Annotated in this window: 16 protein-coding genes; 7 read left to right on the top strand and 9 right to left on the bottom strand. The window is 71.7% G+C overall.

Going from position 1 to position 21,728, the window contains the following annotated elements:
• Positions 1–62: 62 nt before the first annotated feature.
• The 4 genes from groL to BLQ34_RS12085 all read left to right on the top strand — a co-directional run bounded on the left by groL (position 63) and on the right by BLQ34_RS12085 (position 7,099).
• A complete protein-coding gene (groL, locus tag BLQ34_RS12100; protein WP_091785798.1) occupies positions 63–1,688 on the top strand; it encodes a chaperonin GroEL in 1,626 nt (541 codons plus the stop codon).
• 129 nt (positions 1,689–1,817) lie between these two features.
• On the top strand, positions 1,818–3,521 hold the full coding sequence (locus tag BLQ34_RS12095) for an alkaline phosphatase D family protein (RefSeq protein ID WP_231961101.1): 1,704 nt from the start codon (positions 1,818–1,820) through the stop codon (positions 3,519–3,521).
• 205 nt (positions 3,522–3,726) lie between these two features.
• A complete protein-coding gene (locus tag BLQ34_RS12090; RefSeq protein WP_407946364.1) occupies positions 3,727–4,557 on the top strand; it encodes an ABC transporter ATP-binding protein in 831 nt (276 codons plus the stop codon).
• Position 4,558: 1 nt separating this feature from the next.
• Positions 4,559–7,099 (top strand): ABC transporter permease, encoded by a 2,541-nt coding sequence (locus tag BLQ34_RS12085; RefSeq protein ID WP_091785788.1) that lies wholly within the window; start codon positions 4,559–4,561, stop codon positions 7,097–7,099.
• Positions 7,100–7,207: 108 nt separating this feature from the next.
• On the opposite strand, the gene BLQ34_RS12080 is transcribed toward BLQ34_RS12085, so the two are convergent.
• The gene (locus tag BLQ34_RS12080) at positions 7,208–7,498 is read right to left on the bottom strand and encodes a WXG100 family type VII secretion target (RefSeq protein WP_091785786.1); all 291 of its coding nucleotides are present in this window, start codon (positions 7,496–7,498) and stop codon (positions 7,208–7,210) included.
• A gap of 123 nt (positions 7,499–7,621) precedes the next feature.
• On the opposite strand from BLQ34_RS12080, the gene BLQ34_RS19165 reads away from it, so the two are divergent.
• Together BLQ34_RS19165 and BLQ34_RS12070 are read left to right on the top strand one after the other, a co-directional pair.
• The gene (locus BLQ34_RS19165) at positions 7,622–8,356 is read left to right on the top strand and encodes a DUF4031 domain-containing protein (protein WP_197674697.1); all 735 of its coding nucleotides are present in this window, start codon (positions 7,622–7,624) and stop codon (positions 8,354–8,356) included.
• Positions 8,353–8,865: an NUDIX hydrolase gene (locus BLQ34_RS12070; RefSeq protein WP_231961087.1), complete on the top strand. Its 513-nt coding sequence runs from the start codon at positions 8,353–8,355 to the stop codon at positions 8,863–8,865. The genes BLQ34_RS19165 and BLQ34_RS12070 overlap by 4 nt, the downstream gene beginning before the upstream one ends.
• Positions 8,866–8,918: 53 nt before the next feature.
• Here the strand turns inward: BLQ34_RS12070 and BLQ34_RS12065 are convergent, their stop codons facing one another.
• The 7 genes from BLQ34_RS12065 to BLQ34_RS12035 all read right to left on the bottom strand — a co-directional run bounded on the left by BLQ34_RS12065 (position 8,919) and on the right by BLQ34_RS12035 (position 18,220).
• Complete coding sequence (locus BLQ34_RS12065) at positions 8,919–9,569, bottom strand: HD domain-containing protein (protein WP_091785783.1); 651 nt, start codon at positions 9,567–9,569, stop codon at positions 8,919–8,921.
• 30 nt (positions 9,570–9,599) lie between these two features.
• The gene (locus tag BLQ34_RS12060) at positions 9,600–11,621 is read right to left on the bottom strand and encodes a HelD family protein (protein WP_231961084.1); all 2,022 of its coding nucleotides are present in this window, start codon (positions 11,619–11,621) and stop codon (positions 9,600–9,602) included.
• A 200-nt stretch (positions 11,622–11,821) separates the two neighbouring features.
• Positions 11,822–13,348 (bottom strand): S1C family serine protease, encoded by a 1,527-nt coding sequence (locus BLQ34_RS12055; RefSeq protein ID WP_091785780.1) that lies wholly within the window; start codon positions 13,346–13,348, stop codon positions 11,822–11,824.
• Between the two features lie 51 nt (positions 13,349–13,399).
• On the bottom strand, positions 13,400–14,845 hold the full coding sequence (locus BLQ34_RS12050; RefSeq protein ID WP_231961081.1) for a sensor histidine kinase: 1,446 nt from the start codon (positions 14,843–14,845) through the stop codon (positions 13,400–13,402).
• A complete protein-coding gene (locus BLQ34_RS12045; RefSeq protein WP_231961078.1) occupies positions 14,846–15,553 on the bottom strand; it encodes a response regulator transcription factor in 708 nt (235 codons plus the stop codon).
• Between the two features lie 123 nt (positions 15,554–15,676).
• Positions 15,677–17,323 (bottom strand): DNA repair helicase XPB, encoded by a 1,647-nt coding sequence (locus BLQ34_RS12040; protein ID WP_091785772.1) that lies wholly within the window; start codon positions 17,321–17,323, stop codon positions 15,677–15,679.
• Between the two features lie 3 nt (positions 17,324–17,326).
• The gene (locus tag BLQ34_RS12035; RefSeq protein WP_091785769.1) at positions 17,327–18,220 is read right to left on the bottom strand and encodes a hypothetical protein; all 894 of its coding nucleotides are present in this window, start codon (positions 18,218–18,220) and stop codon (positions 17,327–17,329) included.
• Between the two features lie 155 nt (positions 18,221–18,375).
• On the opposite strand from BLQ34_RS12035, the gene BLQ34_RS12030 reads away from it, so the two are divergent.
• Positions 18,376–19,314 carry a hydroxymethylglutaryl-CoA lyase gene (locus tag BLQ34_RS12030; protein WP_091785766.1) on the top strand — a complete coding sequence of 313 codons (939 nt, stop codon included), beginning with the start codon at positions 18,376–18,378 and terminating at the stop codon, positions 19,312–19,314.
• A gap of 5 nt (positions 19,315–19,319) precedes the next feature.
• Here the strand turns inward: BLQ34_RS12030 and BLQ34_RS12025 are convergent, their stop codons facing one another.
• A complete protein-coding gene (locus BLQ34_RS12025; protein WP_231961076.1) occupies positions 19,320–21,674 on the bottom strand; it encodes a helicase-associated domain-containing protein in 2,355 nt (784 codons plus the stop codon).
• Positions 21,675–21,728: the final 54 nt, after the last annotated feature.

Raw genomic sequence — 21,728 nt, 5'->3', positions numbered from 1 at the left:
GACCGTCCGTCGCGGGCACCCGCTGGTCACCGCTTACGTTTCGCGTGGGAGGAACCACCCGAATGGCCAAGATCATCGCTTTCGATGAAGAGGCTCGCCGCGGTCTCGAGCGGGGTATGAACACCCTCGCCGACGCCGTCCGCGTCACCCTCGGCCCGAAGGGCCGCAACGTCGTCCTCGAGAAGAAGTGGGGAGCCCCCACGATCACCAACGATGGCGTGTCCATCGCCAAGGAGATCGAGCTCGACGACCCGTACGAGAAGATCGGCGCCGAGCTGGTCAAGGAGGTCGCCAAGAAGACCGATGACGTCGCTGGCGACGGCACCACCACGGCCACCGTCCTCGCCCAGGCCCTCGTCAAGGAGGGTCTGCGCAACGTCGCCGCAGGCGCCAACCCGATGGCCCTCAAGCGGGGCATCGAGAAGGCCACCGAGGCCGTCTCCGCCCAGCTGCTCGAGATGGCCAAGGACGTCGAGACCAAGGAGCAGATCGCTTCGACCGCCTCGATCTCCGCTGCTGACCCCCAGATCGGCGAGATGATCGCCGAGGCCATGGACAAGGTCGGCAAGGAAGGCGTCATCACCGTCGAGGAGAGCAACACCTTCGGCCTCGAGCTCGAGCTCACCGAGGGCATGCGCTTCGACAAGGGCTACATCAGCCACTACTTCGTCACCGACACCGAGCGCATGGAGGCCGTGCTCGAGGACCCCTACGTCCTCGTCGTGAACTCCAAGATCTCCGGCATCAAGGACCTGCTGCCCCTCCTCGAGAAGGTCATGCAGTCCGGCAAGCCGCTGCTGATCATCGCCGAGGACGTCGACGGCGAGGCGCTGTCGACCCTGGTGGTCAACAAGATCCGTGGCACCTTCAAGTCGGTCGCCGTCAAGGCCCCCGGCTTCGGTGACCGCCGCAAGGCCATGCTGGCCGACATCGCCATCCTCACCGGTGGCCAGGTCATCTCCGAGGAGGTCGGCCTCAAGCTCGACACCGCGGAGCTCGACCTGCTCGGCCGCGCCCGCAAGGTCGTCGTCACCAAGGACGAGACGACCATCGTCGAGGGTGCCGGCGACGCCGACCAGATCCAGGGTCGCGTCAACCAGATCCGCGCCGAGATCGACAAGTCGGACAGCGACTACGACCGCGAGAAGCTGCAGGAGCGCCTGGCCAAGCTGGCCGGCGGCGTCGCAGTCATCAAGGCCGGTGCCGCGACCGAGGTCGAGCTCAAGGAGCGCAAGCACCGCATCGAGGACGCCGTGCGCAACGCCAAGGCTGCCGTCGAGGAGGGGATCGTCGCCGGTGGTGGCGTGGCCCTGCTCCAGGCGACCAAGGCCGCGTTCGAGAAGCTCGAGCTCGAGGGTGACGAGGCCACCGGTGCGAACATCGTTCGCGTCGCAGCCTCCGCTCCGCTCAAGCAGATCGCGATCAACGCCGGTCTCGAGGGTGGCGTCGTGACGGAGAAGGTCAGCACGCTCGACGCCGGCTGGGGTCTCAACGCCGCCACCGGCGAGTACGTCGACCTCATCTCCGCGGGCATCATCGACCCGGCCAAGGTGACGCGTTCAGCGCTCCAGAACGCCGCGTCGATCGCCGCGCTGTTCCTCACCACCGAGGCCGTCATCGCCGACAAGCCCGAGAAGGCTGCGCCGATGGCTCCCGGTGGCGACGAGATGGGTGGCATGGGCTTCTGAGCCAGCCACCCGGCATACGCCACGACGCCCGAGGGCGGTCCACCGCGAGGTGGGCCGCCCTCGGTCGTTCGCGCACCAGTTCGTGACCCTGCGCCCCACGTCTCGGGGATGCCGTGTAGAACGGTCCTCGTGCCGACTTCCCCCTCCGGTCCTTCCGGTCCACTCGTCCTGGGTCCGCTGCTGCGCTACGTGGGGGAGACGTCGGCGACCATCTGGGTGCAGACCCGCGACGCCGCCACCGTGCGGGTCCGGGCCTTCGACCGGGAGTGGTCGACGCCCACCTTCAGCGCGCACGACCGGCACTACGCCCTCGTCGTGCTCGACGGCCTCGAGCCGGGGACGACCAGCGACTACACCGTCGACCTCGGCGAGCAGCGGGTCTGGCCGCACCACGAGCCGAAGCACCCCGACCTGCCGCCGAGCCGGATCCGCACCCTGCGGCACAGCGAGCCCACCCGGATGGCGTTCGGGTCGTGTCGCACGAGCGTCCCGCACGACGCAGAGGGCAACAAGAGCAACGGCGTCGACGCCCTGCGCGCCTACGCCCACCACCTGAGCCGGCCGGAGCGGCAGGAGTCCGACTGGCCGCACCTGGTGTGCTTCCTCGGCGACCAGGTCTATGCCGACGAGACCAGCGAGCAGATGCGGGACTACATCGCGCAGCGCCGCAGCCTCGAGGAACCGCCGGGCGAGGAGCTGAAGGACTTCGAGGAGTACGCCCACCTCTACTGGCTCGCGTGGACCGACCCGCTGAACCGCTGGCTGCTCTCGACCTTGCCGAGCGCGATGATCTTCGACGACCACGACATCCGCGACGACTGGAACACCTCGCAGAGCTGGCACCGCGAGATGAACCAGACCTCGTGGTGGCACGAACGCATCGTCGGTGGGCTGGCGTCCTACTGGGTCTACCAGCACGTCGGCAACCTCTCGCCCGAGGAGCTCGCCGACGACGAGGTATGGCGCCGGGTCACCGCCCACGCGGAGTCCGGCTCGAGCGACGAGCTCGACCTCACCCGGGTGCTCGACGAGCTCGCCGAGCGGGTCGACGCCCACCCGGAGACCTACCGCTGGAGCTATGCCCGCGACCTGGGCGAGTCCAGGCTCGTGGTGGTCGACTCACGCGCGGCCCGGGTGCTGCAACCCGGCCGTCGTTCGATCCTCGACGACGACGAGCTGGCCTGGCTCGACGACCAGCTGCACGGCGATGTCGACCACCTCTTCATCGGCACCTCGCTGCCGTTCCTCATCGCGCAGGGCATCCACGACCTCGAGGCGATCAACGAGGCCATGGCCAGTGGTGCCTGGGGTCCCCGGGTCGCGAGGTTCGGGGAGAAGATGCGACGGGCGCTCGACCTCGAGCACTGGGCGGCCTTCCAGGAGGGCTTCGCGGCGGTGCTCGACATGGTCGTCGAGGTCGCGCACGGCCAGCGTGGCCGCGCACCCGGCACGATCACCTTCCTCTCGGGCGACGTCCACAACTCCTACGTCACCCGGATCGGCGCCGACCAGCTCGGCGCCGGGAGCAGCACCATCGTGCAGGCGGTCTGCTCGCCCATCCGCAACCCGCTGCCGCGCCAGGTGCGCGTCGGGCAGGCGTTCCTCGGCAAGGGACTGGCCCGCCCGCTCGAGCGGCTGGTGCGGCACACCGAGAAGGTGCCCAACGCGCCATACCAGTGGGACGTGACGGACGGGCCGTGGTTCGACAACAACCTGGCCACCCTCGAGGTCCGCGGTCGCGGGCTGGTGCTGCGCTGGGAGGCCGGCGAGGTGCGCGGGGAGCAGTACGACGCCCCGGACCTGCGCCAGGTGGCGCGGGTCGCCGTGCTCTGACCGGTTCGCCCGACTTGTTCGGAGAACCGCCGAACCAGGCCGACGATGCTGCTGCGGACGAGCTGCCCCGGCACGTTCAGCGGCCGTCCACCGTTGGGTGGACAGTCGGTAGGTGGACTGGGGGTTCACTCAGGGTGGGCTCAGGGTCGAACCTGAATGCGTCGCAGGAGTCACGTCCCTACCTTTGAGGAGAACGGAATCCACCATGAGCCGGGAGCCTGAGATGACTGCGACACCCTTGACCGCCGACGCCCCTGCGGCGGCCCACACCCGCGCGGCGGCCGCTCGTGTCGTCGACCTGCACAAGGTCTACGGCAAGGGCGAGGCCCAGGTCCGCGCCCTCGACGGGGTGACCCTGGACCTGGCCCGTGGCGAGTTCACGGCGATCATGGGGCCCTCGGGTTCGGGCAAGTCGACGATGATGCACTGCGCGGCCGGGCTGGACGCCGTGACCAGCGGTGAGGTCTACATCGGCGACGTCGACATCACCCGCCTGAAGGACAAGGCGCTGACGACGCTGCGCCGCGACCGGATCGGGTTCGTCTTCCAGTCGTTCAACCTGATCCCGACGCTCAACGCGGAGGAGAACATCCTCCTGCCCCTGGCGATTGCCGGGCGCAAGGCAGACCCGGCGTGGTTCGACACCGTGATCCAGACGGTCGGGCTTCGTGACCGGCTCAGCCACCGCCCGAACGAGCTGTCCGGTGGCCAGCAGCAGCGGGTGGCCTGCGCCCGGGCCCTGGTGAGCCAGCCCGAGATCGTCTTCGCGGACGAGCCGACCGGCAACCTGGACTCCACCTCCGGTGCCGAGGTGCTGGGGTTCCTGCGGCGCAGTGTCGACGAGTTCGGGCAGACCATCGTGATGGTCACCCACGACCCGGTCGCCGCTGCCCACACCGACCGTGTCGTGTTCCTGGCCGACGGCCGCGTCGTCGACGAGATGCGTGAGCCGACCGCCGACAAGATCCTCGAGCGGATGAAGCGCCTCGACGTGCGGGTCAAGCCCGACGCCCAGACCCACGACGCAGGTGCCTGAGATGCTGAAGGCCAGCTGGAAGAGCCTGCTCGGCCGCAAGCTGCGGCTGTTCATGAGCGCCTTCGCGATCATCCTCGGCGTCTCGTTCGTGTCGGGGTCGTTCATCTTCACCGACACCCTCAGCAAGGCGTTCGACGGCATCGTCAACACCGTGGGTGAGGTGGTCGTCCGACCCGACACCGCGAGCAGCGACTTCGACTCGGGGCCCACGTCCAAGACGGTGCCCGGAAGCCTCGTCCAGACCATCGCCGGCCTGCCCGACGTGGCTCGGGCCGACGGCAACGTCACCGACCCCACGACCTTCGTGGTGTCCAAGAAGGGCAAGCTGATCGGGGGCGGGGGCCCGCCCGGACTGGGCCTGTCGTGGAACGACGCGCCCACGACCGGTGGCGACCCGCCGGCCACGATCGCCGAGGGGCGCTGGCCGCAGAAGACTGGCGAGATCGTGCTCGACACCGGCACCGCCCGCCGCGCCGACTACGTGGTCGGCGACACCGTGACGCTCGTGACCAGTGGGGCCCAGCCCAAGGTCACCGCCACCCTCGTCGGGCTGGCCGAGTTCAAGGGCGGCACCGTCGGGGCGACCCTCACCTTCTTCGACACCAAGTCCGCCCAGGACCTCTACTTCGGCGGCAAGGACGAGTTCTCCGACGTCTGGGTGACCGCCAAGGACGGCACCAGCGCCGAGGACCTGGCGGCGAAGGTGCAGGCCTCCCTGCCCAAGGGTTTCGAGGCCGTCACGGGAGCGTCCGTGGCCAAGGAGCAGGCGACCGGCATCAACCAGGCGCTGTCCTTCATCAACATCTTCCTGCTGGTCTTCGCCGGCATCGCCCTCTTCGTCGGCTCCTTCCTGATCATCAACACGTTCTCGATCCTGGTCGCCCAGCGCAGCCGAGAGCTCGCCATGCTGCGAGCGCTCGGGGCCGGCCGGCGCCAGGTCACGCGGTCGGTGCTGTTCGAGGCGTTCGTCGTGGGCCTGGTCGGGTCGACCATCGGGTTGGGCATGGGCTTCCTGCTCGCGTTGGGGATCCAGGCGTTGTTCGCGCAGTTCGGGCTCGACCTCAGTGGCTCGCCCCTGGTCTTCCAGCCCAGCACCGCCCTCATCGCGTATGCCGTGGGCATGGTCGTGACGATGCTCGCCGCCTACCTGCCCGCTCGCCGGGCTGGGAAGATGCCGCCGGTGGCGGCGATGCGCGACGACATCGCCCTGCCGGAAGCGACCCTGCACCGCCGGATCTGGATCGGCTCGGTGCTGTTCGTGATCGGGCTGTGGAACACCTTCCTCGGCGCGTTCACCCCGATCGACCACTCGTCCTACTGGGTCGGCACCGGCGTGTTCGCCCTCGTCATGGCGGCGATCCTCACCAGCCCGCTGGTGGGTCGTCCGGTGATCCGGCTGCTGGGCGCCGTCTACCGCCGCGTGTTCGGGGCAGTCGGCGTGATGGCCGAGCAGAACGCGACCCGCAACCCGCGCCGCACCGCCGCCACTGCGTCGGCGCTGATGATCGGGCTCACCCTGGTCGCGATGATGTCGGTCTTCGGCGCGTCGGCGAAGGCCAGTGTCGACAAGTCGATCAACGAGAACTTCGCCGCCGACTACGTGGTCTCCAACGCCATCGGGCAGCCCTTCTCGACGGCCGTGACCCGCGAGGTGGCCGCTGTGCCCGGGGTGGCGGTGGTCAGCCCGATGCGCTACCTCGGTGTCTCGGTCAACGACGACCGCGGGTTCGCGGCGGCGGTCGACCCGGCCGCGCTCGGCCAGGCCGTGCCGATCGACTTCACCAGCGGCTCGCTCGCCGCGCTCAAGCCCGGCACCGTGCTGCTCTCGGAGGAGCGCGCCACCGAGCTCGGGGTCAACGTGGGCACCAAGGTCGACACCGACATCTCCGGCACCAAGGGCACGGCCACGGTGGCCGGCATCTACACGAGCACCGCAGCGCTGCCGAACTCGATCATCGTCACGCTCGCCGACGCCGACGCGGCCGGGGTGCCGAAGCAGGACAGTGCGGCGTTCGTGGTGCGGTCCCCGGGGGCCGACGCCAAGGCGGTCGAGGCCGGCATCGAGAAGGTCATCGCCGACCTGCCTTCGGTCACCCTCAAGAACCAGGACGAGTTCGCCGCCGAGCAGCGGGCTCCGATCGACCAGCTGCTCTACATCATCTACGCGCTGCTGGGCCTGGCCGTCGTGATCGCGGTGCTCGGCATCATCAACACCCTCGCCCTCTCGGTGATCGAGCGGACCCGTGAGATCGGGTTGCTCCGAGCCGTCGGCCTGAGCCGGCGCCAGCTGCGCTCCATGCTGCGTCTCGAGTCCGTCGCGATCGCCCTGCTGGGTGCGGTGCTGGGGGTGGCGCTCGGCCTCGCCGCGGGCTGGGCCCTCCAGCGCAGCCTCGCCGACGACGGCATCGACGTCCTCTCGATCCCGGGTGGGCAGCTCGCCATCTTCGTGGTCCTGGCCGGCGTCGTGGGTGTGCTCGCCGCGCTCTGGCCGGGTCGCCGGGCTGCCCGGCTCGACGTCCTCAAGGCGATCACCACCGAGTAGGCGCCGCGCAGGCCGTGCCGCTCACCCGGCATACCCGAGTCTTTGATGGGTTGTCCCCACCCTGGTGGGGGCAACCCATCAAAGACCTCACGGTCCAGGGACCGTCGCTCAGGTGAACATGCGCAGCGTCTGGGCCTCGGTCTCGGCGTAGTGGGTGCCCGCCGCCGCGAGCACGGCTCCGATCGAGTCGAGCGATGCGCGGACCTGCTTCTGGGTGGCCTGCCACTCGCCGACCAGCGACTGGAAGCGGGCCGACGCCGTGCCCGTCCACGCCCCCTGGAGCCCGGTGAGGCGGCCCATCATGGCGGTGACCTGGCCGTCGATCTCTGCCGAGATGCGGGCGATGTCGCCCGACGCTGCCTGGATCCGCTCGGTGTCCACCGTGAACTGTGCCGACATGGGTGTCTCCTCCTGACCGGTGCGGCGCCCCCGTGACAACCGCCTGTGGTGAGGTTAGGCGCGGCGCGCGGACCGGCCCCCGAGTTGTCCACAGGCAGCTGCCCGGGCGGTAGCGTCAGCCGGGTGACCATCTGGATCGACCCGCCGGCCTGGCCGGCCCACGGACGGCTGTGGTCGCACCTCGTGAGCGACACGTCTTATGACGAGCTGCACGATTTCGCTGCGGCACAAGGACTTCCGAGCCGGGGGTTCGAGGGCGACCACTACGACGTGCCCGAGGAGAGGTATGCCGCCCTGGTCTCCGCCGGGGCCACCCCGGTGGACGGCCGGGAGGTGGTGCGGATCCTGCAACGCAGCGGGCTGCGGATCCAGAAGCGCCGGCACGAGCGGGTGGTCCGCCCCGTGCCCGACGCGCCCTGGCTGCCGCCCGGCTCGCGGGCCGACGTGATCACCTCGCGCCAGGACGAAGCTCCCGCGAACACCGTGGTGGTGCGTCTGGCGGTGCTCAGGGGCGCGGACCTGCTCGTCGTCGGGCGGCCCGACGGGGGCTGGGACCTGCCCTCCCGGAGGGTGGTCGAGGAGACCCCGGCCGACGCCGTCCGGGTGCTGGTCGCCGAGCTGCTGGGGACGCCGGACGCACTGTCGCCGAGGCTCGCGGGTTACGTCCGCAACACCGTGCCGCGCCCGTCGCCCGACTACCCGTGGCCGACGCCGAAGGCCTGCTTCGCCGTCTACACCGACCACCTGGTCGGTGCGGCGGGTGACGACGCCGGGAGCTGGTTGCCGTCCGGCCAGTGGGCCACGGTGCTGGGAGAGCGGCACTGGTGGCCGGTGCTGGAACGACGGGACCTGTGGTGAGCCGGCTGATCGCGGCAGTCCCCGGGGCGACCTTCGCCGACGGCTCGGTGGCCGACGTCGAGCTCTGGTGGTCCACCACGCCCGTGCCCGACGACACGGTGTTCGCTGCCATGGCCGTCGTCACCGATGCCGTCGGCCGGTATGCGGTGGCGTGGAGCCCGCGTCGTCAGGAGTGGGGCATCCCGGGTGGCTGGCGGGAGGTCGGTGAGTCGGTCGTCGAGTGCGTGGTCCGGGAGGTCTGGGAGGAGACCGGGCTGCGCCTGGACCCGGGCCGGCTGCAGGCCTGCGGTCACGAGGACCTCGCGCCGCGCACCGTCGGCGTCTGGCCGCCGGAGGGCGGGTCGATGCAGCTCTTCCGCATCACGATCCCGGAGGTCGGGCCGGACCTGGTGGCCGCCGAACCCGACGCGGTCGACCCGACCTGGGTGAGCGCGCACGAGTTCGAGGCGCTGTCGGGTGGCCAGTTCTGGTGGCCGCTCGTCGCTGCGGCGATGGCCGCCGAGCAGTAGCACGGCTGCCGAGCAGTAGCACGGCTGCCGAGCAGTAGCACGGCTGCTGGCGGTCAGCGGGTGAGCAGGCCCAGCTCGGCGGCGAGGTTGGCCCGCGCCGCCTCCTCCCACGACTCCCGCGCGAAGTCCGTGGCGTAGATCGTCTCCCGGTCCAGGAACGGCCGCAGGATCGACGCCCGCGCCGCGCGGAAGACGTCGTCGGGGACGGCGGCATACTCCTCGCGCACCTGGGTCGTGTACTCCTCGTAGCGCCCCGGCGGGGAGCTGAGGATCCAGAGGTCGGCGTCGTGGAACGCCGCGGCGAGCGGCGTGCCGGTCAGCTCGTGGTCGTGGGTCGAGAGCACCAGGTCGCGCACGGTCTCGACGTCCTCCTGGTCGAACCCGAGGGCGGACAGGTCGCGGACCGCCAGGGCCGCGCTGTCGATCTCGTTCTCACCGCCGGGGTTGGTCGTGTCGTAGACGGCGTCGTGGAACCACGCCGCGATCCGGGCGACGGCGGCCTGCCGAGAGGTCACCACGTGGGCCTGCTCGAGGTCCTCCAGGGCCCAGAACATCTCCACCACGTGCCGAGCCGTGTGGTAGCGCCGGTGCTCCTCACCGAGCCGGCGCATCAGGTCGGCACCGATCGCCGACACCGCGTCGGAGTGCGCCCCGGGCGCGAGGTCTGCGACGTCCAGCGTCCACCACGTGATCAGTGCCGGCACGACCGCGATCCTGCCAGAAAACCCTTGCTTTCAGGCGGAGGCGAGCTGGGTCGGCAGGGGCTCGGCGTGCACGACGGTCAGGGCCGACACCGCTCGGGTCAGCACGACGTAGAGGCGTCGCAGACCGGTGCGCTCGTCGGGCTCGGCGGCGGCGATGGCCGTGGGCTCGACGACCACGACCCGGTCGAACTCGAGCCCCTTGGCGACGGTGGCCGGCACGAGGTCGACCTGGTGGTCGATGTCGCCGTGGTCCTGCCCCAGCACGCCGTGGTCGATCCCATTGCGCCGCAACGACTCGGACAAGGACTGCACCATGTCGTCCGGTGCGATGACCCCGATCGAGCCCGGCTCCCCGAGCTCGGTGGTGACGACCTCCGCCACCCGCGTCGCGAGGTCGGCAGCATCCGCGGGGACGAGGTCGAGCCGGCCGGGGTTGTCACGCACCGAGACCGGGGAGCCGAGTCCGGGCGCCATGTGGGGGAGCAGCTGCGCCGCGTACTCGATGACGCTCGCCGGCACGCGGAAGCCCCGGTCGAGCACCTCGACGTGGCTGCCCGGTTTGCCGAGGTGCTCCAGCGACGACTGCCACGAGTCCGTGGCCCAGGGGGTCGTGCCCTGGGCGATGTCGCCGAGCACCGTCGCAGCGCCCGTGGAGCAGCGTCGGCCGACCGCCCGCAGCTGCATCGGTGAGAGGTCCTGCGCCTCGTCGAGCACCACGTGCCCGAGCGAGGGAGTGCGGGAGATGTGGTCGCCGAGCTCGTCGAGCAGCACCGCGTCGGCGCGCGACCACCGCGCGGCCCCCTTCGAGCGAGGCGGCTTGTCCCACACCAGGATTCGTCGCTCGTCGTCCGTGAGGAGGTCGACGGAGTGACGCTCCAGCTCGTCGAGGTCGGAGAGCAGCGCAAAGAGCACAGCCTTGGCGTCCAGCGCCGGCCACAGCTCGCCCACGTACTTCTTCACCACGGCGGAGCGCGCCACGGAGTCCTGCACCCGGTCGTCCGGCGAGTCGCCGGCGCCCTCCATCTTGAGCAGCACGGCGTGCGCCAACCGTTGCGGCAGCATCTGCCGCGCGGCGTCGTAGCGGACGCCCCGCGAACGCAACTCGTCGAGGATGTCGTTGACCTCGTATGCCGGCACGCGCCACTTGCGCACGCCGCGCGGCACCACGAGGGGTTCGGTCGCGGGCTGCACCGCCGACCACACGGCATTCCGGAGCACCTCGGCGAGCCGGGCGTCGCCCTTGAGCGCCGCCGTCGCGGTGGGGTCCGTGCCGCGCACGGGCACGGACGCCACCAGCTCCTCGATCGTGGTGTGTCCCACCGCCACCTCGCCGAGAGCCGGCAGCACCGCGCCGATGTGCTCGAGGAAGGCGCGGTTGGGGCCGATCACGAGGACCCCCGACCGGGCCAGCCGGTCACGGAACGCGTAGAGCAGCCACGCCGCCCGGTGCAGGCCGACTGCGGTCTTGCCGGTGCCGGGTGCGCCCTGCACGCAGATGGTCTGGTCGGCGCCCGCGCGCACGATCTCGTCCTGCTCCGGTTGGATCGTCGCCACGATGTCGCGCATCGGCCCCACGCGAGGGCGCTCGATCTCCTCGGCGAGGATCTGGCTGCGCACGTCGTGCTCGGCGCGGTCCTGCAGGTGCTCGTCCTCGTAGGCGGTGATCGCGCCGTGGTCGAGCCCGAAGCGTCGCCGCAGCACCACACCCATCGGCTCGGTGCGCGAGGCCCGGTAGAACGCCGTCGACATACCGGCCCGCCAGTCGATGACCAGCGGGTCGCCGGCAGAGTCGGCCACGTGCCGGCGGCCGATGTACCAGCGCTCGTCGGTGTCGGTGTCGACCCGCCCGAAGAACAACGTCGTCGACGGGTCGTCCTGCAGGGACGCGGCCCGCAGGTGGAGGGTGCGGGCCAGGTGCTCGGCCGAGATGGGGTCGTGGGCCTGCACCTTGAGTGAGAGGGTCTGCTCCCGCATCGCGGCCAGCGCGGCGCGCGCCGCTCCGAGGTAGTCCTGTTCGCTCTTCAGCTCCGGGGTGGGGGCGCTAGCAGACACAAGGGTCCACCTTGCCACCGGAACGCCCCTGCGTCGAACCGTTTTCGGCCGTCGGCCCTCGCAGCATGGCCGGGCCGGGCCCCTCGCCTGCGTCGGTCTCGAAGACGAGGAGGGGCCCGGCCCGGAAGGGGGTCCGCTGTCCGCACGATCAGCGGACCCGGGTCACCGGTCGGAGCGAGGTCGGCCCGACCGGTGACAGGTCACGACGTGGCCGCTGCCCTGGCTACCAGGGTCGCGGTCAGGTCGACCCGCTTGCCGTCGCGCAGCACCGTCAGGGTGACCTTGTCGCCCACCGCCCGCTCGCGGACGTTGGCGACCAGCGCGAGCGCCGAGTCGACCCGTTCGGAGTCGACGGCGACCACCACGTCCCCCTTCTGGAGGCCGGCGTCGGCCGCCGGGGTGCCGCTGGAGACCTGGGTGATCTCGGCGCCGGCGCGCTGGCTGGTGCCGTCGGATGCGGTCCCGTCGCCCAGGCTGACCCCGAGGAAGGCGTGTTCGGCCTTGCCCGTCGAGATGAGCTGCGACGCGATGCTCTTGGCCTCGTTGGCCGGGATCGCGAACCCGATGCCGATGCTCCCGCTCTGGCTGCTGCCCGACGACCCGAGGCTGGCGATCGAGGAGTTGATGCCGACCAGCTGACCGGAGGCGTTGACCAGCGCACCGCCGGAGTTGCCGGGGTTGATCGCCGCAGAGGTCTGGATGGCGTTGGTCACGACGTCGTCACCACTGCTGCCGGGGGACGGCTGCTGCTGACCCGGCAGGCCTTGGCCGAACGGGTTCTGGTCCTGCGGCTGGCTGTCGTCCTCGGCGGCCGTGGTGACCGGTCGGTTGAGGGCGCTGACGATGCCGGTCGTCACGGTGCCGGCGAGACCGAGCGGGTTGCCGATCGCCATGACCGGGTCGCCGACCTTGAGGTCGTCGGAGTTGCCGATCGCGATCGCCTTGAGGTCGCTCGGGGCGCTGGCGAGGGTGATCACGGCGAGGTCGGTGCTCGGGTCGGTGCCTGCGACGGTGGCCTTGTAGGTGCGACCGTCGTTGAGCGTCACCGTGATCTGGGTGCCGGTCCCGGCGCCGGCCACGACGTGGTTGTTGGTCAGCACGTGGCCCTTGGCGTCGATGATCACGCCCGAGCCCTGCGCCTCGCTCTGGCCCGACTTGACGGTGATCGACACGACGCTCGGCGCCACGGCGGCCGCGGTGGCCGTCCAGTTCGGGTTGGTGGCGTCCGCCTGGACCACCGGTCCTGTGTCGCCGCGGCCCAGCGAGGACGAGCTGGCAGGGGAGGAGGCCTGCGGGCTGTCACCGAGCTGGGCCGCGGCGTAGGTGCCGCCGCTCGCAAGGAGGGCGGCGAGCGCCGCGACGGCGGTGAGTTCCGTCAGTCGGCGCCGTTTGCCCGGCTGGGCGTGCTCTGCCCCGTCCCGAGTGGGAAAGGAAGGGGGCGGCCCAGCCGGAGGTGTGGTGAGCGGCGGGTATGCCGGGTGGGCACCTGCCGCAAGGGGGGTGGAAGCTCCTGCCGCGCCCGGCAGGGTTGGATTTCCTGCTGCGCCCGGCAGGCCGAGAGCGGCGTGGTCGGCCGGGATCTCGCGGGTCTCGCCGAACCAGACCGGGGTGGTGGGCTCAACGCCCTGCTGCGACCACGGGTCCGGGTGGGCGGGGGGAGGAGTCTGGGAAGGCTGACCGTTGTCACCGGTGGTGTCCGTGCGAGGGTCCGGGTGGATCTGGGTCATGGTGGTGCACTCCTTGGTGTGGCTTGGTGACCTCAGTCAACCGAACCAACGTCAAGGGGTGCTGGGCGCTCCCTGAGAGTTGTCTGTGGGCAGCTCCACGACGAACGTGGCCCCGCCACCAGGAGTCGCCGAGACGCCGATCCGGCCCTGGTGGGCGTTGACGATGGCGGCCGCGATGGCCAGTCCGAGGCCGTTGCCGCCACCAGCGCCGCGCGCCCGCGACGGGTCGGCGCGGTAGAAGCGCTCGAAGACCTTGCGGGCCTTCTCCGGGTCGACCCCGGGGCCGTGGTCGCGGACCTCCAGGACGACGTGTCCGTCGGATTCCCTTGTCCCGACTGCGATTTCGAGGGGCGATGCGTCGGGGGTGTGGTTCAGTGCGTTGGACATCAGGTTGGCGACGAGCTGGCGGAGCTTCGCCTCGTCACCGGGGGCCACGGCCGGCCCGAGGGGGCCGGACAGCCCGCTCACGGCGATCTGCCGACCCGGGTCGATGGCCCGCGCGTCCTGGGCCGCGTCGGCGGCGATCACCGTCAGGTCGACCGGGGCGAACCGCATCGGTCTCTGGTCGTCGAGCCTGGCCAGCATCAGGAGGTCCTCGACCAGTCCGCCCATCCGGGTGGCCTCACCCTCGATCCGGGTCATCGCGCTCGCGACGTCGGCGGGCTCGCGCACCGCCCCCTGGCGGTAGAGCTCGGCATAGCCCCGCACCGCTGCGAGAGGGGTGCGCAGCTCGTGCGACGCGTCGGCGACGAACTGCCGCATCCGGTCCTCGGAGGCCTCGCGAGCGGCGAACGACTGCTCGATCTGCGCGAGCATCACGTTGAGCGAGCGGGAGAGGGAGGTGACCTCGTCCTTGGCGGTGCGGGTCGGGACACGTCGCGCGAGGTCGCCGGCGGCGATGGCGGCAGCGGTGTCCTCGATCTCCCGCAGCGGGCGGAAGGCGCGTTGCACGGCATACCAACCACCGATGCCGCAGGCGGTGAGGACGGCCAGGCCGATGAGCAGCTCCACGAGGACGAGCCGGCGCACCGTCTGGCTGACGCTCGACAGCGGCACGGCCACGATGAAGGTCGCCGAGTCGTCCTTCAACCGCCCGGCAACCGCGCGCCACTCGCCGGCACCGGCCTTGGTGCCGATGGTGAACGCGTCCGGGGAGTCGACCCGGGGGTCGTTGAGGGGGAGCTTGTCAGGGACGCCGGGCCGGACGCTCGCGCCGGTCGGGTCGATCTCGACCGGGGTCGTTCCGTCGGTGGGGTAGAAGACCACGGCGTACCCGCTGGGCAGCCGGTAGCGGGACGGTGCGCGCAGGGTGTTGAGGGCCTGTTGCGCCACGGTGGGATAGGCGCGCTTGAGGTCACCGTCGACCCGTCCCATCAGGTCGCGCCGCATCAGGGCGGCCGTCGCCGACGCGGTGAGGGTCAGCGCGAGGAGCAGCAGCACCACCATCACGGCGACCAGGCGCAGCCGGAGGGGGAGCGACTCGAGGTGGCGCTTCACCTACGCCTCCGGCGGCTTGCGCAGCACGTAGCCGACGCCGCGCTTGGTGTGGATCAGCGGCGGCACGCCCTCGACGTCGATCTTGCGCCGGAGGTAGGAGATGTAGGACTCGACGATCCCGCTCTCGCCGCGGAAGTCGTAGTCCCAGACGTGGTCGAGGATCTGGGCCTTCGACAGCACCCGGTTGGGGTTGAGCATGAGGTAGCGAAGCAGCTTGAACTCGGTGGGGGACACGTCGATCGAGCGTCCGGCCCGGCTGACCTCGTGGGAGTCCTCGTCGAGCTCGAGGTCCTCGAAGTGCAGCGAGCTCGCGTCGTCGATCTCGCCACGGGTGCGTCGCAGGACCGCGCGGATGCGGGCGACCACCTCCTCGAGGCTGAACGGCTTCGTGACGTAGTCGTCGCCACCCACGGTGAGGCCCTTGACCTTGTCGTCGAGCGAGTCCCGCGCGGTGACGAAGACGATCGGCAGCTGCCGGCCCGTGTCGCGCAGCTTGCGGGTCACCGTGAAGCCGTCCATGTCGGGCAGCATCACGTCGAGGACGACCAGGTCGGGCTGGTGGGCGGTGGCCAGGTTGAGGGCGGTCGCGCCGTCGGCGGCGACGTGCACCTCGAACCCGGCGAACCGCAGGGAGGTGGCGAGGAGCTCACGGATGTTCGGCTCGTCCTCGACGACGAGGAGCCTGGCCTCGGGCTGCGCAGTGTTCACCTGCCCAGTGTCGGGGCTGAGTCTGGGAGTTGCCTGTATGCCGTCTGGGAACGTCAGTCCGCTGCTCGGGGTGAAAGGGGGCGCCATAGCGCTCGGTATCACCCCGACCGAGGGATGGAGGGGTCAGGCGGTGGCGTCCACGTCGTCGGCGTCGACGATGCGGTAGGCGTAGCCCTGCTCAGCGAGGAACCGCTGGCGGTGGGCGGCGAACTCGGCGTCGACGGTGTCGCGCGCCACGACGGTGTAGAAGTGCGCGGTACGGCCGTCGCCCTTGGGCCGCAGCACCCGGCCGAGCCGCTGGGCCTCCTCCTGCCGCGAGCCGAAGGTGCCGGACACCTGGATCGCGACGCTCGCCTCGGGCAGGTCGATCGAGAAGTTGGCGACCTTCGAGACGACGAGCAGGCTGATCTCCCCCACGCGGAAGGCCTGGAACAGCTTCTGCCGCTGCGCCACCGGGGTCTCGCCGGTGATGACGTCGGCGCCGAGCCGCTCGGAGAGCTCGGCCAGCTGGTCGAGGTACTGACCGATGACCAGGGTGGGCTCGCCCTGGTGCTGTGCGACGATCCGCTCGACCACGGGGTTCTTGACCGGGCTGCAGGACGACAGGCGGTAGCGGTCCTCCGGCTCGGCCACGGCATACGCGAGACGCTCGCTGTCGGGGAGCGTGACCCGCACCTCCACGCAGTCGGCGGGGGCGATGTAGCCCTGGGCCTCGATGTCCTTCCACGGCGCGTCGTAGCGCTTCGGGCCGATCAGCGAGAAGACGTCGGCCTCGCGGCCGTCCTCGCGCACGAGGGTGGCGGTCAGCCCGAGGCGGCGGCGGGCCTGCAGGTCGGCCGTCATCCGGAAGATCGGCGCCGGCAGCAGGTGCACCTCGTCGTAGATGATCAGTCCCCAGTCGCGCGCGTCGAGCAGGTCGAGGTGGGTGTAGACGCCCTTTCGGCGGGTGGTCAGCACCTGGTAGGTCGCGATGGTGACGGGGCGGATCTCCTTGCGGGCCCCCGAGTACTCGCCGATCTCGTCCTCGGTGAGGCTGGTGCGCTTGAGCAGCTCGTCGCGCCACTGGCGGGCCGACACGGTGTTGGTGACGAGGATCAGGGTGGTCGCCTTCGCCACCGCCATGGCGCCCGCGCCGACCAGGGTCTTGCCCGCACCACAGGGGAGCACCACCACGCCCGACCCGCCGTGCCAGAACCCGTCGACGGCCTGCTGCTGGTAGGGACGCAGCGACCAGTCGGCGTCGTCGAGGCCGATGGGGTGCGCCTCGCCGTCGACGTAGCCGGCCTCGTCCTCGGCCGGCCAGCCGACCTTGAGCAGCTCCTGCTTGAGGTGTCCGCGCTCGGAGGGGTGCACCGCGACCCGGTCGTCGTCGATCCGCGTGCCGATCAGCGGCTTGATCTTCTTGTGCCGCAACACTTCCTCGAGCACAGGCCGGTCGGTGGTGCGCAGCACCAGGCCGTGGTCGGGGTCCTTCTCCAGCGTGAGCCGGCCGTAGCGGTCCATCGTGTCGGCGACGTCGACGAGCAGCGCGTGCGGCACGGCATACCGGCTGTAGGTGATCAGGGCATTGACCACCTGCTCGGCGTCGTGGCCGGCCGCGCGGGCGTTCCACAGCCCGAGCGGTGTCACCCGGTAGGTGTGAATGTGCTCGGGTGCGCGCTCCAGCTCGGCGAACGGGGCGATCGCCCGACGCGCCTCCTCGGCGTTCGGGTGGTCGACCTCCAGCAGCAGGGTCTTGTCGCTCTGGACGATCAGTGGGCCGTCGGGCAAGGGCTAGTACCCCGAGTCGAAGGACGAGCTGCTGCTGCTGGCGGACAGCGCGATGACGATGACGAAGAATGCGATCACGGCCACCAGGCAGACGGCCCACACGATCCAGCCCCACTTGGTCCACTTCGCGGCCTCGGCCGGCTGGTCCTTCTTCGTCGCCGCCACGATCGCGAGGACCAGGGCGATGATGCCGAAGCCGCAGCCGATGGTGGTCAGACCGGAGACGACCAGCAGGGCGATGGTGTTGCCACTCATCGACTGCGGGGCGGCGTAGGTCGGCTGGCCGTAGCCCGGCTGGCCGTAAGCGGGCTGGCCGTAGGCGGGGGCGGCACCGTAGCCACCCTGACCGGCTGCGCCGTAGCCCTGCTGGACCTGGCCCTGCGTGGGGTACTGCGGCTGGCCGTGCGGGGGCTGGGGCGCCGTACCGGGCGCGCTCGCGTAGGGGTTCTGCGGCGGCGGGGGAGGCGGCGTGCCAGGGCCGGCCGGGGGCGCGCCATACGGGTTGCGCGGCGCTTCGCCGGACGGCGGCCCGTAGGACGGCTGGTTGTAGGACGGCTGGCTGTAGGAGGGCTGGCTGTAGGACGGCCCGCCGTAGGACGGCTGGCCGGGCGGTGCGGTCGGCGGTGCCGGGGGCTGACCGGCGGAGGAGTCCGGCGCGGGCGGCGCCGGCGGTACGGCCTGGGTCTGCTCGGTGTCGATGGGCGCGGTGTGCTCGAACGAGCTGCCGGAGCTGCCGGAGTCGGAGCTGCCGGAGTCGGAGCTGCCGGAGTCGGAGCTGCCGGAGTCGGAGCTGCCGGAGTCGGAGCTGCTGGAGTCACCGGGCGCAGTCGGGTCGCTCGGCGGCGCCGTCGGGTCCCGGTACTCGGGCGTCTCGTCGTCGCGAGGTGTGTCGCTCATCGTGCGTCCCTTCGGCTGCGTGCGGTTCGGGGCAAATCTAACCCCCCGGAGCACGCGCCATGACCTGTGTCCGGGAATGGCAGGATCAAGGGGTGAACCTCACGCCCCAAAGTTCTGCGCTCCTTCGTCGCTGCGATCCCTTGCGGTTGGCCACGATGAGCACCGGACTGCCCCAGCGTGAGCGTGACCCCGAGCTGCCGGAGCGGGTGACGATCTACGAGGTGGGCCCGCGGGACGGGCTCCAGAACGAGAAGTCGGTCGTTCCCGCAGCCGTGAAGGCGGAGTTCATCCGACGGCTGGCGGCCGCCGGGCTCGAGACGATCGAGACGACCTCGTTCGTCCCGCCGACGTGGGTGCCGCAGCTGGCCGACGCCCGCGAGGTGCTCGAGGACCTCGGCGACGCCGGCCTCGGCCGTCACCGCCCGGTGCTGGTGCCCAACGAGCGCGGGCTCGACGACGCCCTCGCGGCGGGGGTGGGTGCGGTCGCGATCTTCGGCAGCGCCACGGAGACGTTCGCGCGCAAGAACCTCAACCGCACCGTGGACGAGTCCGTCGAGATGTTCGCGCCGGTCGTGGCCCGGGCCAAGGAGTCCGGGCTGTGGGTGCGCGCCTACGTCTCGATGTGCTTCGGCGACCCGTGGGAAGGTCCCGTGCCGGTCGAGCAGGTCGTCACCGTCGCGCAGCGCCTGATGGACCTCGGCGCCGACCAGCTCTCGCTCGGCGACACCATCGGCACCGGCACCACCGGTCACGTCAGCCGTCTGCTCGACGCCCTCGACGCCAGCGGGATCGGCGCCGAGCGCATCGGGGTGCACTTCCACGACACCTATGGACAGGCCCTGGCCAACACGATGCGGGCGCTGCGGCACGGCGTGACCGTCGTCGACGCCTCGACCGGGGGCCTCGGAGGGTGCCCCTATGCCAAGAGCGCCACCGGCAACCTCGCCACCGAGGACCTCGTGTGGGCGCTCGACGGCGCGGGCGTCGAGACCGGCGTCGACCTGTCGCAGCTGGTCGAGACGAGTGTCTGGATGGCTGGTCACCTCGGCCGACCGTCGCCCTCGAGCGTGGTGCGGGCCCTCGCCGGGGGCTGACCTCCTCAGCCCGCGACGGCCCCCGTGACGCGGTGGATCGACAGCGTGCGGGCCGTGCCGTCGGCAGTGCCGTGCACGCGTCCCCCCTCGACCCGCTCGGGGTAGAAGAGCAGCCGCTGGGTGCGGCCATCGGCATCCGAGTAGCCGATCCACACCGCCTGACGGTCGGCCGCCGCGTCCCGCAGCACGGCGAGGGTGGTGGTCGGGTCGGTGCTCGGCAGGGTGGGTCCGGGGCGGCTCGCCACCTGCTCGCGCTGGTATGCCGCGGCCTCCTCGCCGGCGCGCAGCGCGCCGACCATGGTGGTGACCAGCTCGTCGTCCACGGTCTGCGCGGTCACCGGCGTCGGCCGACGCTGCTGCGGGGTGCGGTGGGCGCCGGTCGTGGGGACGACGATGCCGCCGTCAGGCGTCTCGGCCGCCGGCGCAAAACCGTTGTCGCGCAAGAACTCCAGCACCGTCTCGGCGGCCACGGGGGACACCAGGATCGTCGGGGCGATGCTGCGCAGCTGCAGCGGGCTCAGCTCACGGTCGGCCACCATGGCCCCGAGGGTGGCCTCGTCGTCGCAGCGCACGTAGGCGCGCATCGCGCCGACCCGGGCCTGTCCGTGGCGGCGGGCGACGTCGCGGATGAGGTAGTCGAGGGGCTGGGGGACCGGCGTCTGGCTGGCGTCGCCGAGGGCGCCGAGCACCTGGTCGGCCGACCACCCGGCGTCGAGGCAGCGGCGCACCGACTCCTGGGTGAACCGGTAGACGGTGGCACCGCCGCGCGACTCCACGTCGGCCACCAGGCGCATGAAGGTGGCCAGCCCACCGCTCAGCGGGCCGGGGGCGATGGCGGTCAGGTCGGCCTGCAGCAGGACGTGCTCGACGGGCTCGGGCAGGTGTGGCTGCATGGCAGCGGCGAGGTCGGTGTCGGACCGCCCGTCGAGCAGCGCCCGCCCGGCGCTGGAGATGGCGCCGCGACCGGTGACACCGACCCACTCCGCCTCGCCCAGCACCGCCCCGACGACGGTGTCGAGGCGAGCCGGCACCCGGCGTGGCCGGTGCCAGCCCAGTGCGGTGGCGATGCTCTCGCGGTCGGGCGCGAGCCTGGGTGTGGCCGCAGCCAGCTGGTCGACGACGTCCTTGCGCAGGCCCCGGGCCGGTGGCCAGTGCGCCTCGGGCCCCAGGGCGTTGACGGTGCCCGACGCGCCCGCGGGGGTGGTGCCGACGAGGTGTGGGGCGCGGGTGGTGAGCAGCCAGGCGCGGGCGAGGACCGCCCAGCGCTGAGGGCCGGGGTGCTGCTGCCACTCGTCGTAGGCGGGCGTCGGCGCCCACGACGGCTCCAGGGACCCGTCGTCGGCGAGGAGGCCGGCGGCATACGCGAGCTCGGCGACGAAGGCGGCCCGCGCTTCGGTGACATCGAGCACCGAGGCCAGCCGCTTGAGGTCGCGCACGGCGAGGCCGCCGGAGCGCAGCACGCGCGGCGGACGCAGACCCCACTCGGCGGCGAGCTCGTCGACGAGGGCGAGCAGGTCGGTGACCTGCTGCCCGGCGGCGGCGTCGACCTCGGAGTCCGTGCGGTGGGCGCCGACGAGCGCCGGCGGCTGCAGTGCGGGAGCCGCGTGGCTGCGGCCCTGGCGCAGCGCCAGGGCGACCTCGCGGGGGAGCACGAGCTGGTCGGCCGCGGGGGCCAGCACGAGGTGCTTCTCGAGCAACCAGCGCGCTGCCTCGGCCACCCGATCGGGGGTGCCTGGCGGGAGGACGGCGAGTGGCGGGCCCCAGGTCAGCCGGTCGAGGATGGCCCGCGCGGCGGCCGGTGCGTCGTGGGTGAGGGCGCGGACCGTCTCCTCGTCAGGCACGTCGACGAAGCTGTCGGCGGCGCGCGGCCCGAGCCCGGCCGGGTGGGGCAGCACCTCCGCCACGGTGCGCGCGACGCGCAGGCCCTCGGGGCTGCGCCACAGCAGGGCCAGCGCCCACAGGTCGTCGAGCAGCGGCTCGACCTGGTCGGCTGCGACGCCGAGGAGGGCGGCGACGACCGGTGCGTCGAGCGGCGACGGCATGGCCAGGGCCGCCTCGAGGACCTGGAGGTGGGCCAGGTCGAGCGAGTCGACCGCGCGTTGCACGCTCGCTCGGGTGCCGGCCCGGGCGGCGAGCGCGGACAGGTCCGCGGGCGCGGGGCGGGCGAGGTCCTGTCGACGACGCAGCAGCTCGGCCAGCTGACCGTCGGTGCGCTCGCGGACGTCGTCGGCCATCGAGCGTGCCGTCGAAGCCGGGCCGGTCCGCGTGGTCGAACCAGCGGCCCGCGCAGTGGCCGGCGCGGCGGCCGGTGCGGCGGCCGGGGGCGCGGTCGGTCGACGGGAGGAGGGGGAGGCGGCCACCGCCCCACGGTAGTCGCCTCGGCCGGACGGTCAGACTCTCAGCCGTTTCCCATG

Origin of the sequence: Pedococcus dokdonensis (assembly GCF_900104525.1) — a bacterium.
Taxonomy (GTDB): Bacteria; Actinomycetota; Actinomycetes; order Actinomycetales; family Dermatophilaceae; genus Pedococcus; species Pedococcus dokdonensis.
This window is presented reverse-complemented; position numbering and strand designations above follow the sequence as displayed.

Excerpts from the sequence above, each read along its gene's own strand:
- groL (WP_091785798.1), top strand. The coding sequence starts at position 63 with ATGGCCAAGATCATCGCTTTCGATGAAGAGGCTCGCCGCGGTCTCGAG.
- BLQ34_RS12090 (WP_407946364.1), top strand. The coding sequence starts at position 3,727 with ATGAGCCGGGAGCCTGAGATGACTGCGACACCCTTGACCGCCGACGCC.
- BLQ34_RS12085 (WP_091785788.1), top strand. The coding sequence starts at position 4,559 with ATGCTGAAGGCCAGCTGGAAGAGCCTGCTCGGCCGCAAGCTGCGGCTG.
- BLQ34_RS12080 (WP_091785786.1), bottom strand. The coding sequence starts at position 7,498 with ATGTCGGCACAGTTCACGGTGGACACCGAGCGGATCCAGGCAGCGTCG.
- BLQ34_RS12055 (WP_091785780.1), bottom strand. The coding sequence starts at position 13,348 with ATGACCCAGATCCACCCGGACCCTCGCACGGACACCACCGGTGACAAC.
- BLQ34_RS12035 (WP_091785769.1), bottom strand. The coding sequence starts at position 18,220 with ATGAGCGACACACCTCGCGACGACGAGACGCCCGAGTACCGGGACCCG.
- BLQ34_RS12030 (WP_091785766.1), top strand. The coding sequence starts at position 18,376 with ATGAGCACCGGACTGCCCCAGCGTGAGCGTGACCCCGAGCTGCCGGAG.